This is a genomic window from Sphingobium sp. TB-6 (assembly GCF_012927365.1).
Lineage (GTDB): Bacteria > Pseudomonadota > Alphaproteobacteria > Sphingomonadales > Sphingomonadaceae > Sphingobium.
The window spans coordinates 163,519-177,430 of sequence record NZ_JABBGL010000004.1 but is presented as its reverse complement, the minus strand read 5'-3'; the positions used below and the strand labels follow the sequence as shown (position 1 = coordinate 177,430).

13 protein-coding genes are annotated in these 13,912 nt (G+C 62.2%); 5 read left to right on the top strand and 8 right to left on the bottom strand.

Annotated elements, in window-relative coordinates; all coding sequences use genetic code 11:
• Window positions 1-142: 142 nt before the first annotated feature.
• On the top strand, window positions 143-1,234 hold the full coding sequence (locus HHL26_RS07825) for a mechanosensitive ion channel domain-containing protein (protein WP_066557200.1): 1,092 nt from the start codon (window positions 143-145) through the stop codon (window positions 1,232-1,234).
• Here the strand turns inward: HHL26_RS07825 and HHL26_RS07820 are convergent.
• Both HHL26_RS07820 and tyrS read right to left on the bottom strand, forming a co-directional pair.
• Window positions 1,206-1,559 (bottom strand): PilZ domain-containing protein, encoded by a 354-nt coding sequence (locus tag HHL26_RS07820; protein WP_066557202.1) that lies wholly within the window; start codon window positions 1,557-1,559, stop codon window positions 1,206-1,208. The two genes, HHL26_RS07825 and HHL26_RS07820, sit on opposite strands and share 29 nt — an antisense overlap.
• Before the next feature lie 76 nt (window positions 1,560-1,635).
• Window positions 1,636-2,853, bottom strand: coding sequence for a tyrosine--tRNA ligase (tyrS, locus tag HHL26_RS07815; protein ID WP_066557205.1), 1,218 nt, complete (start codon window positions 2,851-2,853; stop codon window positions 1,636-1,638).
• Window positions 2,854-2,970: 117 nt separating this feature from the next.
• Between tyrS and HHL26_RS07810 the strand changes: the two genes are divergently transcribed.
• The 3 genes from HHL26_RS07810 to HHL26_RS07800 all read left to right on the top strand — a co-directional run bounded on the left by HHL26_RS07810 (window position 2,971) and on the right by HHL26_RS07800 (window position 5,748).
• Window positions 2,971-4,059, top strand: a complete 1,089-nt coding sequence (locus tag HHL26_RS07810; RefSeq protein WP_066557207.1) for an anhydro-N-acetylmuramic acid kinase — start codon at window positions 2,971-2,973, stop codon at window positions 4,057-4,059.
• Window positions 4,060-4,494: 435 nt separating this feature from the next.
• The gene (locus HHL26_RS07805) at window positions 4,495-4,845 is read left to right on the top strand and encodes a hypothetical protein (RefSeq protein WP_066557213.1); all 351 of its coding nucleotides are present in this window, start codon (window positions 4,495-4,497) and stop codon (window positions 4,843-4,845) included.
• 75 nt (window positions 4,846-4,920) lie between these two features.
• Entirely contained in the window at window positions 4,921-5,748 is an 828-nt protein-coding gene (locus HHL26_RS07800; RefSeq protein WP_066561700.1) for a transporter, read from the top strand.
• Between the two features lie 22 nt (window positions 5,749-5,770).
• Here the strand turns inward: HHL26_RS07800 and HHL26_RS07795 are convergent, their stop codons facing one another.
• Window positions 5,771-6,946 (bottom strand): VWA domain-containing protein, encoded by a 1,176-nt coding sequence (locus HHL26_RS07795; protein WP_066557215.1) that lies wholly within the window; start codon window positions 6,944-6,946, stop codon window positions 5,771-5,773.
• Window positions 6,947-7,085: 139 nt separating this feature from the next.
• Between HHL26_RS07795 and HHL26_RS07790 the strand changes: the two genes are divergently transcribed.
• The gene (locus HHL26_RS07790; RefSeq protein ID WP_197672707.1) at window positions 7,086-8,450 is read left to right on the top strand and encodes a methyl-accepting chemotaxis protein; all 1,365 of its coding nucleotides are present in this window, start codon (window positions 7,086-7,088) and stop codon (window positions 8,448-8,450) included.
• Between the two features lie 3 nt (window positions 8,451-8,453).
• Here HHL26_RS07790 and HHL26_RS07785 read toward each other — a convergent pair whose 3' ends face one another.
• The 5 genes from HHL26_RS07785 to rpoD form a co-directional block, all read right to left on the bottom strand.
• Window positions 8,454-9,482, bottom strand: a complete 1,029-nt coding sequence (locus HHL26_RS07785) for a hypothetical protein (RefSeq protein ID WP_066561701.1) — start codon at window positions 9,480-9,482, stop codon at window positions 8,454-8,456.
• A 93-nt stretch (window positions 9,483-9,575) separates the two neighbouring features.
• The gene (locus tag HHL26_RS07780; RefSeq protein ID WP_066557221.1) at window positions 9,576-9,989 is read right to left on the bottom strand and encodes a GFA family protein; all 414 of its coding nucleotides are present in this window, start codon (window positions 9,987-9,989) and stop codon (window positions 9,576-9,578) included.
• Between the two features lie 4 nt (window positions 9,990-9,993).
• Complete coding sequence (locus HHL26_RS07775; protein WP_066561703.1) at window positions 9,994-10,839, bottom strand: MoxR family ATPase; 846 nt, start codon at window positions 10,837-10,839, stop codon at window positions 9,994-9,996.
• 67 nt (window positions 10,840-10,906) lie between these two features.
• On the bottom strand, window positions 10,907-11,605 hold the full coding sequence (locus HHL26_RS07770; RefSeq protein WP_066561705.1) for a hypothetical protein: 699 nt from the start codon (window positions 11,603-11,605) through the stop codon (window positions 10,907-10,909).
• 242 nt (window positions 11,606-11,847) lie between these two features.
• Entirely contained in the window at window positions 11,848-13,893 is a 2,046-nt protein-coding gene (rpoD, locus tag HHL26_RS07765; RefSeq protein ID WP_066557224.1) for an RNA polymerase sigma factor RpoD, read from the bottom strand.
• Window positions 13,894-13,912 lie beyond the last annotated feature (19 nt).

Genomic DNA, 13,912 nt, shown 5'->3' with positions numbered 1-13,912 from the left:
GATGTGCTCCTGCGAAGGCAAGAGCCCAGTCCTGCCGATCGAACTGGACTCCTGCCTTCGCAGGAGCACGTTTCACCTAGTCCCATGGCCCGCAATTGCTGCAACCGCGAAACCATCCCGCCGCCAAGCCGTTGCTTGCATCATGCAATCGGACATCAGCCTGCACCACATCACGCCGATGGCGGCGATCTCCATCGCCCTGTCGGTGGTCGCCGCCTTCCTCTTCCACTGGCTCGCCTACTGGACAGCCACCCGCATATTTCGCCGGATGCGCATAGAGCCGATCATCCTCCCGGCCATCTACCAGCCGACCCGCTGGATCATCGTCCTGATGACGCTCGCCGCAGGCATCCAGCCCCTGACCTTCAGTCCCAATGTCGAGGCGATCTGGTCGATCGGCTCGAAAATGCTGTTCATCCTCCTCAACGGCTGGCTAATCTTCGCGGCCATGCGCGCAGGCCGCATTTTCCTCGAACGGCGCAGCGACATCACGGTCGAGGACAATCTCAAGGCCCGCCGCCACCACACGCGCATCCGCATCCTCTATCGCGTGGCGCAGTGCATCATCGGTTTCCTCATCCTCTCGCTGATGCTGATCGCCATTCCCGGCGTTCGCAGCATCGGCGTCACCCTTATGGCGTCGGCAGGCCTTGCGGGCCTCGCGGTAGGCGCAGCCGCCCAACCCGCGCTCAAGAACCTGATCGCCGGTATCCAGATGGCCTTTTCCGAACCCATCCGCCTGGATGACGTGCTGATCGTGGAGGGCGAATGGGGCAGGGTGGAGGACATAAAGCTCACCTATGTCGTGATCCGCATCTGGGACGACCGCCGCCTGATCGTTCCCGTCTCCTATTTCCTGGAAAAGCCTTTCCAGAACTGGACGACCAGGACGTCGGACCTACTCGGCACTGTCTTTCTTTATGTCGATCCCGCCACGGACATAGAGCCGATCCGCGCCAAATTCATCGAAGCGGTCCGGTCAAACAGCCGCTGGGACGGCCGCGTCGCGATCCTGCAAGTGACCGACCACCGCGCCGACGCGCTGGAGCTACGCGGTTTGCTGAGTGCGCGCAACGCCGGCACCGCCTTCGACCTGCGTTGTGAAGTGCGCGAAGCTATGATGAATTTCCTGCGCACGCACATGCCGCAAGCGCTGGTCCGGTCGCGTCAGCGTCTGGAAGCAGGGGAGGGGTTTGCGGAAGCCGTTACCAGGCCGTCTGCCGCGGCGGGATGAGGGACAGCATCGCGTCATAGACGTGCGGCTCGATCTTCTTCAGAAACTCGACGCCTATGCGGCCATCTTCGGCCCAGCGCACTTCCCCGGCATGATCCTTCACGACCGGCAGCCATATCGTCACCCGCTCACCGATCGCCAGTTGCGCCTCGGTCCGGCACATCAGTCCCAGCGCGGAGATATTGATGATCCGCGTCCCATGGGTCCGGCCCTGCGCCGTGATATGGCTCACCATATCGACCAGATCGCGCTGTGCGCGTCGCTGGTTGACGGCAGGATCCCGCGACTGGTTCAGGTGAGAGAGGCTTGCGAACATCGAAGGCATGCCCGCAGGATAAGGTAAGGAAGATAGCCCCTTCCTTACCTCATCTGGTTAACGCGCCATATACGCTCTTTTGATTTCAGGCGGTTACCAGCCCGTGCTTCTTCGCGCCGAAGCTGACCTTGTCGCCGGGTTTCAGCACCAGAGCAGGATCGCTGACCACTTCGCCATTCACGCGAATGGCGCCCTCGGAAAGCTTGCGCCGCACTTCTTTGTTGGAGGCGGCAAAGCCCAGCGCCGTCGTGCCCTGAACGATATTCAGCCCCTCGGCCCCCAGGCTGACGGTCGGCAGATTGGCATCCGATGCGCCCTCCTCAAAGGTCCGTCGCGCCGTCTCAGCCGCCAAGGCCGCCGCATCGGCACCCCGGCAAAGCGCCGTCGCCTCATTGGCCAAAATCTTCTTCGCCTCGTTGATATCCGCCCCTTGAAGCGAAGCCAGCCGCTCCACCTCATCCATCGGCAGGTCGGTGAACAGCCTCAGCCGGTTCGCGACGTCGGCATCGGCGGTATTCCGCCAGAACTGCCAATAATCATAGTTGGAAAGCTGATCCTCGTTGAGCCAGACCGCGCCGCCTACGGTCTTGCCCATCTTGGTCCCATCGGCGTTGGTCAGCAGCGGCGTGGTGAGGCCGAACACATGAGTCCCGTCCACGCGCCGGGCCAGTTCGACGCCGTTGACGATATTGCCCCACTGGTCCGATCCGCCCATCTGCAACCGGCAGGCCGACCGCCGGGACAGCTCCAGAAAGTCATAGGCCTGAAGGATCATATAGTTGAATTCGAGGAAACTCAGCGACTGCTCACGATCCAGGCGCAGCTTCACCGAATCGAAGCTCAACATCCGGTTCACGGAGAAATGCTGTCCGATATCCCGCAGGAACGGGATATATTCCAACTTGTCCAGCCATTCGGCATTGTCCAGCATGATCGCGTCCGTCGGCCCGTTACCGAAGGTCAGGAAGCGCTCGAACACCCGTTTGATGCTCGCGACATTCTCCGCGATCAGATCGGTGGTCAGCAGCTTGCGCGCCTCGTCCTTGAAGCTCGGATCACCGATCTTGCCGGTGCCGCCACCCATCAGAACGATCGGCTTGTGCCCGGCCTTCTGCAACTGCCGCAGCATCATGATCGACACCAGATGACCGACATGCAGCGAGGGCGCCGTCGGATCGAAGCCGATATAGCCCGGTACGATCTGCTTGGCGGCCAGGGCGTCCAGCCCCTCCGCATCGGTCAACTGATGAATGTAGCCGCGCGTTTCGAGCAGGCAGAGCAGATCGGATGAGTAGCTGGTCATAGTGCGGCGCCCTTAGCATCGCGGTTTGTCATCGTCACCATTATGTTGATAGTCACGCCAAAGTTGATTCTCCGCATTTTAGGGGCAGCAGGACAGGCCATGACAGACAGTCACCCCATGCTGGCAATAGGCCTGATGTCGGGCACCTCGCGCGACGGCATAGACGCCGCGCTGATCGAAACCGACGGAGAGGGCGCCAGCATAGGCATCGCCTTCCACGCCATGCCCTATGGCGACGGCTTCCGCATGCGCCTGGCCGAAGCCTGTCAGCGTGCCATGACAATGGAAAAGCCCGGCTTCGAACCCCTAATCCACGCGGTCGAGGAAGAATTGACCGAACTCCATGTCGAGGCGGTATCTGACCTTCTCGCCCGTAGCGGCCATGTCACGCAGGACATCGCCGTCATCGGCTTCCACGGCCATACCGTCGCCCACCGCCCCGAACGCCGCTGGACCTGGCAGATCGGGGACGGCGCCGCCCTCGCAGGCGCGTTCGGCATTCGCGTTGTCGCGGACCTGCGCAGCGCCGACGTCGCCGCGGGAGGGCAGGGCGCTCCGCTGCTTCCGGTCTATCACCGTGCTCTCGCCTATGATCTTCCCAAGCCGGTCGCCGTCCTGAACCTAGGCGGAGTCGCCAATATCACCGCCATCGCCTCCGACGGCGAGATCGTCGCCTTCGACACCGGCATGGCGAGCGGCCTCATCGACAATTGGATGCAGACCCATAGCGACCGCAGCTTCGATGAAAATGGCGCCGCGGCTGCCAGGGGCAAAATCGACGAAGCGCGCCTGGCGTCCATGCTCTCCGACCCCTGGTTCGTCGTCGCGCCTCCGAAAAGCATAGACCGGGAAGCCTTCACCATCGAAGCCATGCGCGCGCTCTCCCTGGAGGACGGCGCGGCAACCCTCACGGCCTTTTCCGCCGCAGCCGTCGCCAAAGCCCTCGGCCATCTGCCGGAACGCCCGAAACATATCTATGCCGCCGGCGGTGGCCGCCACAACGCCACGCTCATGCGGATGCTGGCGACCTATACCGGCACGGAGGTCCGCCCTGTGGACGAACTGGGCTGGGACGGCGACGCCCTTGAAGCGCAAGGCTTTGCCTATATGGCCGTCCGTCATCTGAAAGGCCTGCCGATCAGCTTCCCCGGCACGACTGGCGCGCCGCAGCCCATGACGGGCGGCGTGCTCTTCGAACCGGCTTAGCCTGTCGACGGCTCGAATTGGCCATTTCCGGACATTTTCGAAGGTCGTCATCCCCGCGAAGGCGGGGATCCATCTCCCAGCGTTGCATCAAGCGGTTAGGTCAGGAGATGGATTCCCGCCTTCGCGGGAATGACAAAACAGGAAGCGTCCGCCTTCCACCCATTCCCGCCAATCCACACGCCCTTTGTCGCCCATTTTGCACATATCATCTGATAATCCGAGAGAGCGAACCTCAGGACAGTATCAGCCCATTCTTCTATCCTGCCGAAAAACATGATGAATTTCGGTCGATAAAGCTTCATCGGCGCATGGTCATTTCGATTTTCCCGAAACTAATTCTTTCGATCGATTCCACGCCGGAAAGAAATCAGCAACATACAGGGCGGGCCTTCGAACCGGAAGCGCCCGGGGGTGTCACAACATAGGAGAGTCGCAGTGACCAGATTTACCCTTCCCCTCATCGGCCTTGCCGTCCTGACCGCCGCTACGGGCGCACAGGCGCAGGATAGCGGCGTCAAGGGAACCCTGCAGGACAGCAATGTGAAGGGAACGCTGCAAGATGCCAATGTGAAAGGCACCTTGCAGGACGCCAATGTCAAAGGCACGCTGCAGGATGTGCAGAGCGCCACGAGGGCGGCGCAGGATGCGCGTACCGCGTCGACCGAAGCGCGCTCCTCGGCTGCTGAAACCCGCAGCGCTGCGCAGGATGCCCGCGCCAACGCGAGCGCTGCCCGCGAAACGGCCACGTCGGTCAAGGAAACCGCGCGTTCGACCCGCGGCAGTTGATCGCATCCCAAGCATGAAGAGTGGAGGGCGGGCCCATCAAAGGCTCGCCCTGCTTGGCATATGGAGGGGAAATCGATGAAGGGGACCATGAAGCTGGTCGCTGCCGGCATGGCCATGGCTGCCGCGCCCGCGCCGGCACAAATCGCGGCGCAAAGCGGCCCGCAAACCATGCAGGCCGAAGAGCCGTCCACAGCCTTATCTACAGGCGGCAGTCTCACCGCGATCACTGGCGTCGACTATAGCAGCGGCGATTACGGCACCGGCTCCGACACCCATATATGGGTCGTGCCGATGAGCCTGCGTTATCGCACCGGCCCGCTCCGCTTCACCGCGACCTTGCCATGGCTGCGCATCAACGGATCGTCCGCGATCGTCGGCGGCGGATCGGGCGGCGTCATCATCGATCCGAACGCCCCCCGCACCACTCGCAGCGGCCTTGGCGACCTGACATTGGGCGTCGGCTACCAGATTCCGGAGGAACAACTCGGTTTCGGTCTAGACCTCTCAGCCCGCGTCAAGCTCCCCACCGCCTCGCGCTCCAAGGCGCTGGGGACCGGCAAGACGGATGTGACGGTCGCGGCGGAAATCTCCAAAAGCTTCGGCATCGTCACGCCCTTTGCCAATGTGGGCTATCGCATGCCCGGCGACCCTTCGGGCTTCAATCTGCACAACGCCTGGACAGCATCGGGCGGCGCAAGCGTGATGCTGGGCAAGTCGGCGCTGATCGTCTCCTACGACTATCGTGAATCCACCAGCGACCTTGCCCGCGACAGCCGGGAACTGTTCGGCGCCTTCAGCACGCCGGTCGCGGAAAAGCTGATCTTCACCCTCTATGGCACCGGCGGCCTCAGCAAAGGCGCCGCCGACTATGGCCTGGGCTCCATGGTCAGCGTGAAATTCTGATCCTGCTGCCAGCCGGTAAAGCTTACCGCTTCCGGGTCAGCTCCCGCATCGCGTCGTCAATCCCCTCGATCGTGAGCGGATACATGCGCCCGTTCATGATCTCGCGGATGATCTTCGTCGACTGGCTATAGCCCCAATGCGCCTCCTGCGCGGGGTTCAGCCAGACCGCGGCGGGATAGGTGTGTAGCACACGGCTCAACCATGTCGCGCCCGGTTCCTCGTTCATATGTTCGACCGATCCGCCGGGATGGCTGATCTCATAAGGACTCATCGCCGCGTCCCCGACGAAGATCACCTTATAATCATGCCCATATTTGTGGAGGATGTCCCAGGTCGGCGTTCGTTCCGAAAAGCGCCGCTTATTGTCCTTCCACACGCCTTCGTAGAGGCAGTTATGGAAGTAGAAGAACTCCATATTCTTGAATTCGCTGGTCGCCGCCGAGAACAGTTCCTCGCAGAGCGTGATGAACGGGTCCATCGACCCGCCGACATCCAGGAACAGCAGCAGCTTCACCGCATTGTGCCGTTCGGGCCGCATGCGGATGTCGAGCCAGCCCTGCCGCGCCGTGCCCCGGATCGTCTCGTCCAGGTCCAGCTCGTCGGCCGCGCCCTCCCGCGCAAAGCGCCGCAGCCGCCGCAGCGCCACCTTGATGTTGCGGGTGCCCAGCTCCTTCTGATTGTCCAGATTGGCGAATTCGCGCTTTTCCCACACCTTGATGGCGCGCTTGTGCTTGCTTTCGCCGCCGATCCGCACGCCTTCGGGATTATAGCCGCCATGGCCGAAGGGGGATGTGCCGCCGGTGCCGATCCACTTGTTGCCGCCCTGATGGCGCTCCTTCTGCTCCTCCAGCCGCTTCTTCAGCGTTTCCATAATCTCGTCCCAGCTTCCCAGCGACTTGATCTTCTCCATCTCCTCGGGGCTGAGGAATTTCTCCGCGACCAGGCGCAGCCATTCCTCCGGGATTTCCGCTTCGACGCCCTCCGTGCCCAGCACGCCCTTGAACACGCGGGCGAACACCTGATCGAAGCGGTCGATCAGCCCCTCATCCTTCACATAGGTGGCGCGGGCGAGATAATAGAAATCCTCCGGCCGCTGCCCGATCACATCGCGATCCAGCGCCTCCAGCAGCAGCAGATGTTCCTTGATGCTAGCGGGGATGCCGGCAGCACGCAGCGCGTCGAGAAAGTTGAGCATCATGACGGCGCTCTTGTCTGCCAGCTTGGTCAGCGATGCAAGCTCTGCCGCGTTGTCGGAATGTTAAGTGTTGCAATGCATCGTTAACAAGGCAGTATCCATATCGAGCGGAATAGGGCAGCGATCATTGGAAAACGGGGATTTGTTGACCGACCTAGGGGAACGATCGGGCGACATCGCATTGCAATGCAGCGAAACGGCGGGCTTCCTGGGGGAGCTTACGCGTCGCATCCAGGCCGATTCCGCGCATCTGGGAGAATTGCAATCGACCATGGAAACGCTGGCCGTCAGCCAGAATGAAAGCGTGCTGGCGGCGCAGGAACTCAGCCTCACCGCTCGTCGCGCCGGAACCATCATCGCCCAGGGGCACGAAACCATTGGGCGTTCGCTGGGGCAGATCACGGAACTCATCGAGAATGTGACGGGACTGGAAGGGCATTTGCGCCAGTTTCTGGATGTCATCGAAACGGTGGGCGATATTTCCGATCAACTCGGCGCCATTGCGCGCCAGACCCGGCTGCTGGGCGTCAATGCGGCGATCGAGGCGGCGCGGGGTGGGGAGGCGACCCTGGGGTTCGCCGTGGTGGCGGATGAAATCCGACGGCTGGCGGGACAGGCGGGCGAGTCCGCCGCGTCCGTCGGAGACAAGCTGGGCCAGCTCGACCGTGACGCGCGCCAACTGATCGGAGGGGTGGAGGCCAATATCCTGCGTGGTCGCGATGTCGGTTCCCATATCGACACCTTGCGGATCAGCATGGCCGAAATCGCCTCTCTTGTGACGCAGTTCGGGGCACGGTCCGACACGATCGTCACCTGCACGGATGAGGCCGACAGCGATGTGGCGGCGCTGCGGCAAGGCCTTGCCCGGTTCAGCCGTTCCTCGACGGAAAGCGCCACCCGCGTCGAAACCGCGCGCAGCCATCTGGAAGGTCTGGAGGGGATGGCGAATGCGATGCTCAACACCGCCGCGCACAGTGGTCATGTCACGCGCAACAGCCGCTATATCGCCATGGCCGAAGAGGGCGCCGAAGAGATGCAGGCGCTGATCGAACAGGCGCTGGCCGAGGGGCAATTGGACATGGCCCGCCTGTTCGATACCGCCTATCGGCCGCTTCCCGGTTCCGAACCGGCGCAATATGAAAATGGCTTCACCGCCTTTGCTGACCGCTTCGTGCGGCGCTTGCTCGACCGGCGGACGGCGCAGGACAGCGCGATCGTCGGCTGCTGCCTGATCGACATGAACGGCTATCTGCCCACCCATATCAGTGCGCGCAGCCAGCCGCAGCGGGCCGGCCAGACGCGCTGGAACATGGAACATGCGCGCAACCGCCAGATATTCATGGACAGCCAGACCCGCCGCGCATTGGATGGGGAAGGGGACTTCTTCCTGTTCACCTACCGGCAGGATCTGGGCGAAGGACGCTATCGTGCGCTGCGCAGCGTGTTCGTGCCGCTGATGTTCGGCGGTCGGCGCTGGGGCCTTTATGAAGTCGGCTATCTCATTTAAATTCTAGCGCAGCTTCGCGTCCGCCGTCCGCATCGTAATCTCGCCATTGGCGGCATAATCGGCAGTTGCTCCGGCCTGGGCGGTCTGGGGATCCTTTCCATCCAATATCTGCGCAATCTGACGAGCGCTCGGCACCTTGTCATAGATGCCGTAAAGGTCGGTTTGACCCACCGAATGGATCGAAAGTTGATAACCTTGGCCGGCTTTCGCCGGGTCGAACGCCACTACAGTGCCTGCATCGTCTACCGGGACGATGATCGCGCCGTTGGCGGCGTCCGCCTGCTGAAGAATGTCGTAGCTGCCGTCAGCCGTATCGACCTTGCCCCGCACGCAGAGCGGTTCCCGCCCTTCACGCGGCAGGGAAATATCGGCTGGCTCAGCTACCGTTTGCGTGGTGAGGCGCGCGTCCCCGCCGTCATTGGCCGGGCAGGCAGCCAGTCGCGCCGGCTTTGTCGCATGGAGGGAGGCCGGGTCGTCAAAGCGAAGGCCGGCCAGCATGCCATCCAGCCCGGCCAGCACTTCCTTACGGCGCTCCGCTGGTCCGGTAACGCGCATCTTCACCACCCAGTGCCCCGCATGCAGGAAAGCCGCCGCTGTGGTGAGCGCGCCGTCCGCCGCATCGTCATAAACGGCGCGGATCGCGCCATCGGCATGGCCCGCCACAGCCACGGCTGCATAAGCGGTGCGATGCGTCCTGGCGCCGAAACGCTCCATCACCGCCTTGTCCGTCATATAGGCGGCGAGGGAGGCGTCGGCATAGCTCGGCAGATAAACATAGAGCGTCGCCTGAATCGCGCCATCATCCGACAGATATTGGGCGTAATTGTCGATGCCCTTGCCGCCGTTGGAAACCTCCCCGCTCTTGGATAGCGACAGGCCTGCCACGCTTTGCGGCATGCTGATTCCGGCGGCATCGGCGCGCAGGGTTGTGGCAGTCGGTGTCCAGGCTTCCCGTTCCTCGGCGGCGCGCACGAGCGCAGGCGCTGACAAGGCCAGCACCGCCGATAAAAAGGACAACGCACGCTTGGGCATTGGCATCCTTCCCTTATTCTTTACCGTCTTTTCGCGGCTTTGAATGTCAGGAGGAAGATTGAGCCGAAATGCAGAGCCTGCGCAAGCGGGCTTTTAGGCGACCGGCGGAATTTGTGCCGGATAATGGGGCAGATCCGGGTCCAGATGCGCCCAAGCGGGGGCCGCATCGGTCCAGATGACCGCCTGAGGGGCCAGAAGATCGGGATCGTCCAGCGCTCCGGCCCGGATGAAGGTCAGGTGCGGACGCGATTCGGCCAGGCTGAACAGAGGCGTGCCGCATGCAGGACAGAAACCGCGCCGCATCGCATTGCCGCTGTCCGCGACGGCGTGATGCCAGCGCACCTCACCCGTGGTCGCCACTTTGTCGGAGGGGAAGCAGACATTCACCGTCCCCGACCCGCCGCCCAGATATTGGCAGAGCCGGCACCAGCACATGCGCGCCGCCATGGGTTCCGCGTCGATGCTGATCCGGACCTGTCCGCACAGGCAACCCGCACCATGCGCCATGGTCTCAGCGCCCCTGTCTGCGCGCCATGAAGGCGAGCCGTTCGAACATCATGACGTCCTGCTCGTTCTTGAGCAACGCACCATGGAGCGGCGGGATCGCCTTGGTGGGATCACGATCCTGCAACACGTCGAGCGGCATGTCCTCGGCCAGGATCAGCTTCAGCCAGTCGAGCAGTTCGCTGGTCGAGGGTTTTTTCTTGAGGCCCGGAACCTCCCGGATTTCGTAGAAAATCTCCAGCGCGCGGTTGACCAGGATTTTCTGGATGCCGGGGAAATGCACGTCGATGATTGCCTGCATCGTCTCCCGGTCGGGGAATTTGATATAGTGGAAGAAACAGCGGCGCAGGAAGGCGTCCGGCAGTTCCTTCTCGTTATTGGAGGTGATGACGACGACCGGCCGTTCCTGCGCCGCCACCGTCTCGCCCGTCTCATAGACATGGAAGGCCATGCGATCGAGTTCCTGCAACAGATCGTTGGGAAATTCGATATCAGCCTTGTCGATCTCGTCGATCAGCAGCACCGGCAAGGTCGGGGAAGTGAAGGCCTCCCACAGCTTGCCCTTGCGGATATAATTGCCGATCTCATGGACGCGTGGATCGCCAAGCTGGCCGTCGCGCAACCGGGCCACGGCATCATATTCATACAGTCCCTGATGCGCCTTGGTCGTCGACTTCACGTTCCATTCGATCAGCGGGGCATTGAGCGCCGTGGCGATTTCCTGTGCCAGCACGGTCTTGCCGGTGCCCGGTTCACCCTTCACTAATAAGGGGCGGCGAAGCAACACCGCAGCGTTGACGGCCACCTTCAGATCATCGGTGGCGACATAATCCTGCGTGCCTTCAAACCGCATATTCTTGTTCACTCATCCTGCCTGCACTGGCCCAACTATGGCAAAGCAGGGATGGAGCGCAAAGCCTTTATGCGCGATTCAAGACTTGGTCTTTGCCGGTGCGGATCTTTGCGCGGGCTTGAAGCACATCCCAAAGCCCGCGATGCTGGTTGAGCAATTGGCGCGCGCCGAACAGGATGGCGCGATCGATCGCATCATCCCCGCCGATTTCCCGGGCAACCTCCAGCGTCGCTGCGCGGTCCGGCAGGTCGCAGACATGGGGTTCCAGTCCGACGCGGATCGCGGCGATATCCAGAATGTGGCGCACGGCCCGCCAATCGAGAACCAGCGCGATCGCCGCGCCCATGGCGCAGCCGCGACGGTCCGATTGTGCCAGCATGTCGAGCGCGTGGCGCTGCTGGCTGACGACCGTTTCGCAATCGCTCTGTCCTGCGGTGCTGGGGGCGGGGCCGACCGCGACCGTCACCTGCGTCAGATAGGCTCGTTCCCGCGCAAAGGCATCCGCCGCCTGGATCAGCCAGCCGCGCGCAGCATTGTCGGCCGATCGCGTGGCGGCATGGTCGATGACGCCTGGATGCCGGCCATGGAGCAGGCAAAGATAATAGGCTCCGTCCGCCAGATCGGGCAGTGAGAGCGTCGCATTCGGCCCGAAGCTTGCGCGGGCGCCGCTGGCATAGCCGTGGCCGGCGGTGCCATCGGCGGCCACGACGGCCTCCAAAATCTGCGATACATTGCCAAATTGATAGCGCGGTGCTGCTTCGCTCATCATCTTCCCCTGGGCCCCGGTGCTGGCGAGGCATCATCGGAACGACCCTAGAGAGACGAGGTAAAAGAGGAGTTTACGCCAAGAAAAAAGGGCGGCCCGAAAACCGCCCTTTTTGATCATTTTACCGCGCCTTAGCCTCGGCCTGCCGAGGCGCCCTTACCCGTAGAAGCCTCGGCCTGCCGAGGCGCCCTTACCCGTAGAAGCCCCGGCCTGCCGAGGCGCCTTCGCCTGTCAAAGCGCCTCTATTGGTCGAGGAAGCTGCGCATCTTGCGGCTGCGGCTGGGATGCTTGAGCTTGCGCAGTGCCTTCGCCTCGATCTGGCGGATGCGTTCACGGGTCACGCTGAACTGCTGGCCGACTTCCTCCAGCGTATGGTCGGTGTTCATGCCGATGCCGAAACGCATGCGCAGCACGCGTTCCTCACGCGGCGTCAGCGAGGCGAGCACGCGGGTGACGGTTTCCTTGAGATTCGCCTGAATCGCGGCATCGACCGGGATGATGGCATTCTTGTCCTCGATGAAATCGCCCAGATGCGAATCTTCCTCGTCACCGATCGGGGTTTCGAGGGAGATCGGCTCCTTGGCGATCTTCATCACCTTGCGCACCTTCTCCAGCGGCATGGACAGGCGCTCGGCCATTTCCTCCGGAGTCGGCTCGCGGCCCTGCTCGTGCAGGAACTGGCGGCTGGTGCGAACCAGCTTGTTGATTGTCTCGATCATATGGACCGGGATACGGATGGTCCGCGCCTGATCCGCGATCGAGCGGGTGATCGCCTGTCTGATCCACCAGGTCGCGTAGGTGCTGAATTTGTAGCCGCGGCGATATTCGAACTTATCGACCGCTTTCATCAGGCCGATATTGCCTTCCTGAATAAGATCAAGGAATTGCAGGCCACGGTTCGTATATTTTTTAGCGATGGAAATCACGAGACGCAGGTTCGCCTCGACCATTTCCTTCTTCGCGATGCGCGCCTCGCGCTCGCCCTTCTGCACCATGTTCACGATGCGGCGGAATTCGCTCAAGGACATGCCGGTCGCCTGCGCGATCTCGCTGACCTCGGTGCGGATACGCTCCACCGCGCGGCCCTCGGCGGCGGCAAAGGCGGCCCATTTCTTGTCGAGCCCCGACACCCTGTCCATCCAGCCGTCATCCAGCTCATGGTTCACATAGCGGTCGAGGAAGTCCTTGCGGCTGACCTTGTGGCGCTCGGCCAGGCGCAGCATCTGCCCGCCCAGCGCGGTCAGGCGGCGGTTATAGGCATAGAGCTGGTCGACCAGATATTCGATCTTCTGCTGGTGGAACTGGACGCTCTCGACCTCGGCGGTTAGTTGCTCGCGCAGTTCCTGATAATCGTCCTCTTCCTTCTGGCTCAGCGTTTCGCCGATCGCCATGGCAATCATGCGCGTTTCCTGCGCGTTGGAGAAGGCGCGGAAAATCTCGGTGATGGTCGCGAACTTCTCCAGAGCCATGGGCTTCAGAGTCTCTTCCATCTGGGCGAGGGAGAGGGTGTTGTCCTCCTCTTCTTCCTCTTCCACCCGGCGCGTGCGGCGTTCGGTCAGGCCGTCCTCATCCTCATCGGCGTCGGCGGATTCTTCTTCCGGCTCTTCCTCTTCCTTGAAGCTGGGGCCAGCGGTCTTCTCGCTGATTTCGCCATCATCGTCCTCGGCGCCTTCCTCCAGATTTTCCGGAGCCGGATCCTTGGACAGCATCGCGTCGAGATCGAGTATCTCGCGCAACTGCATCTCGCCATTGTTGAGCGCGGTCGACCATTCGATGATCGCGTTGAACGTCGTCGGGCTTTCGCATAGCCCCAGGATCATGGTGTCGCGGCCGGCCTCGATCCGCTTGGCGATGGCGATTTCGCCCTCACGGCTGAGCAGCTCCACCGCGCCCATTTCGCGCAGATACATGCGCACCGGGTCATCGGTGCGATCGACGGTCTCTTTCTTTTTCTCGGCTACCGGACGCGGCGAGCCATCGTCTTCGGCGCTGTCATCGCTGCTGTCGTCATCGCTGTCGTCTCGGCTGTCGTCGCCATCCTCGCTGGCTTCCTCATTCTCGACGATGTTCACGCCCATTTCATTGAGCGCGGACATGATGTCCTCGATCTGCTCGGAGGACATCTGATCCTGCGGCAGGGCGTCGTTCAGCTCGTCATAGGTGATGTAGCCGCGCTTCTTGGCGCGGGCGATCAGCTTCTTTACCGACGCTTCATTCAGATCCAGCAGCGGCGCATCGCCGGTATCCTGTTCCTCGCCCGCACCCTTGCTGTTCGCCTTGCTCGCCATTTATTCGCCTTAACTGCGT

What these genes read in the sequence shown, in the direction of transcription:
- HHL26_RS07825 (WP_066557200.1), top strand. Translation starts at nt 143, where the DNA reads ATGCAATCGGACATCAGCCTGCACCACATCACGCCGATGGCGGCGATC.
- HHL26_RS07820 (WP_066557202.1), bottom strand. Translation starts at nt 1,559, where the DNA reads ATGCCTTCGATGTTCGCAAGCCTCTCTCACCTGAACCAGTCGCGGGAT.
- tyrS (WP_066557205.1), bottom strand. Translation starts at nt 2,853, where the DNA reads ATGACCAGCTACTCATCCGATCTGCTCTGCCTGCTCGAAACGCGCGGC.
- HHL26_RS07810 (WP_066557207.1), top strand. Translation starts at nt 2,971, where the DNA reads ATGCTGGCAATAGGCCTGATGTCGGGCACCTCGCGCGACGGCATAGAC.
- HHL26_RS07800 (WP_066561700.1), top strand. Translation starts at nt 4,921, where the DNA reads ATGAAGGGGACCATGAAGCTGGTCGCTGCCGGCATGGCCATGGCTGCC.
- HHL26_RS07795 (WP_066557215.1), bottom strand. Translation starts at nt 6,946, where the DNA reads ATGATGCTCAACTTTCTCGACGCGCTGCGTGCTGCCGGCATCCCCGCT.
- HHL26_RS07785 (WP_066561701.1), bottom strand. Translation starts at nt 9,482, where the DNA reads ATGCCCAAGCGTGCGTTGTCCTTTTTATCGGCGGTGCTGGCCTTGTCA.
- HHL26_RS07780 (WP_066557221.1), bottom strand. Translation starts at nt 9,989, where the DNA reads ATGGCGCATGGTGCGGGTTGCCTGTGCGGACAGGTCCGGATCAGCATC.
- HHL26_RS07775 (WP_066561703.1), bottom strand. Translation starts at nt 10,839, where the DNA reads ATGCGGTTTGAAGGCACGCAGGATTATGTCGCCACCGATGATCTGAAG.
- HHL26_RS07770 (WP_066561705.1), bottom strand. Translation starts at nt 11,605, where the DNA reads ATGAGCGAAGCAGCACCGCGCTATCAATTTGGCAATGTATCGCAGATT.
- rpoD (WP_066557224.1), bottom strand. Translation starts at nt 13,893, where the DNA reads ATGGCGAGCAAGGCGAACAGCAAGGGTGCGGGCGAGGAACAGGATACC.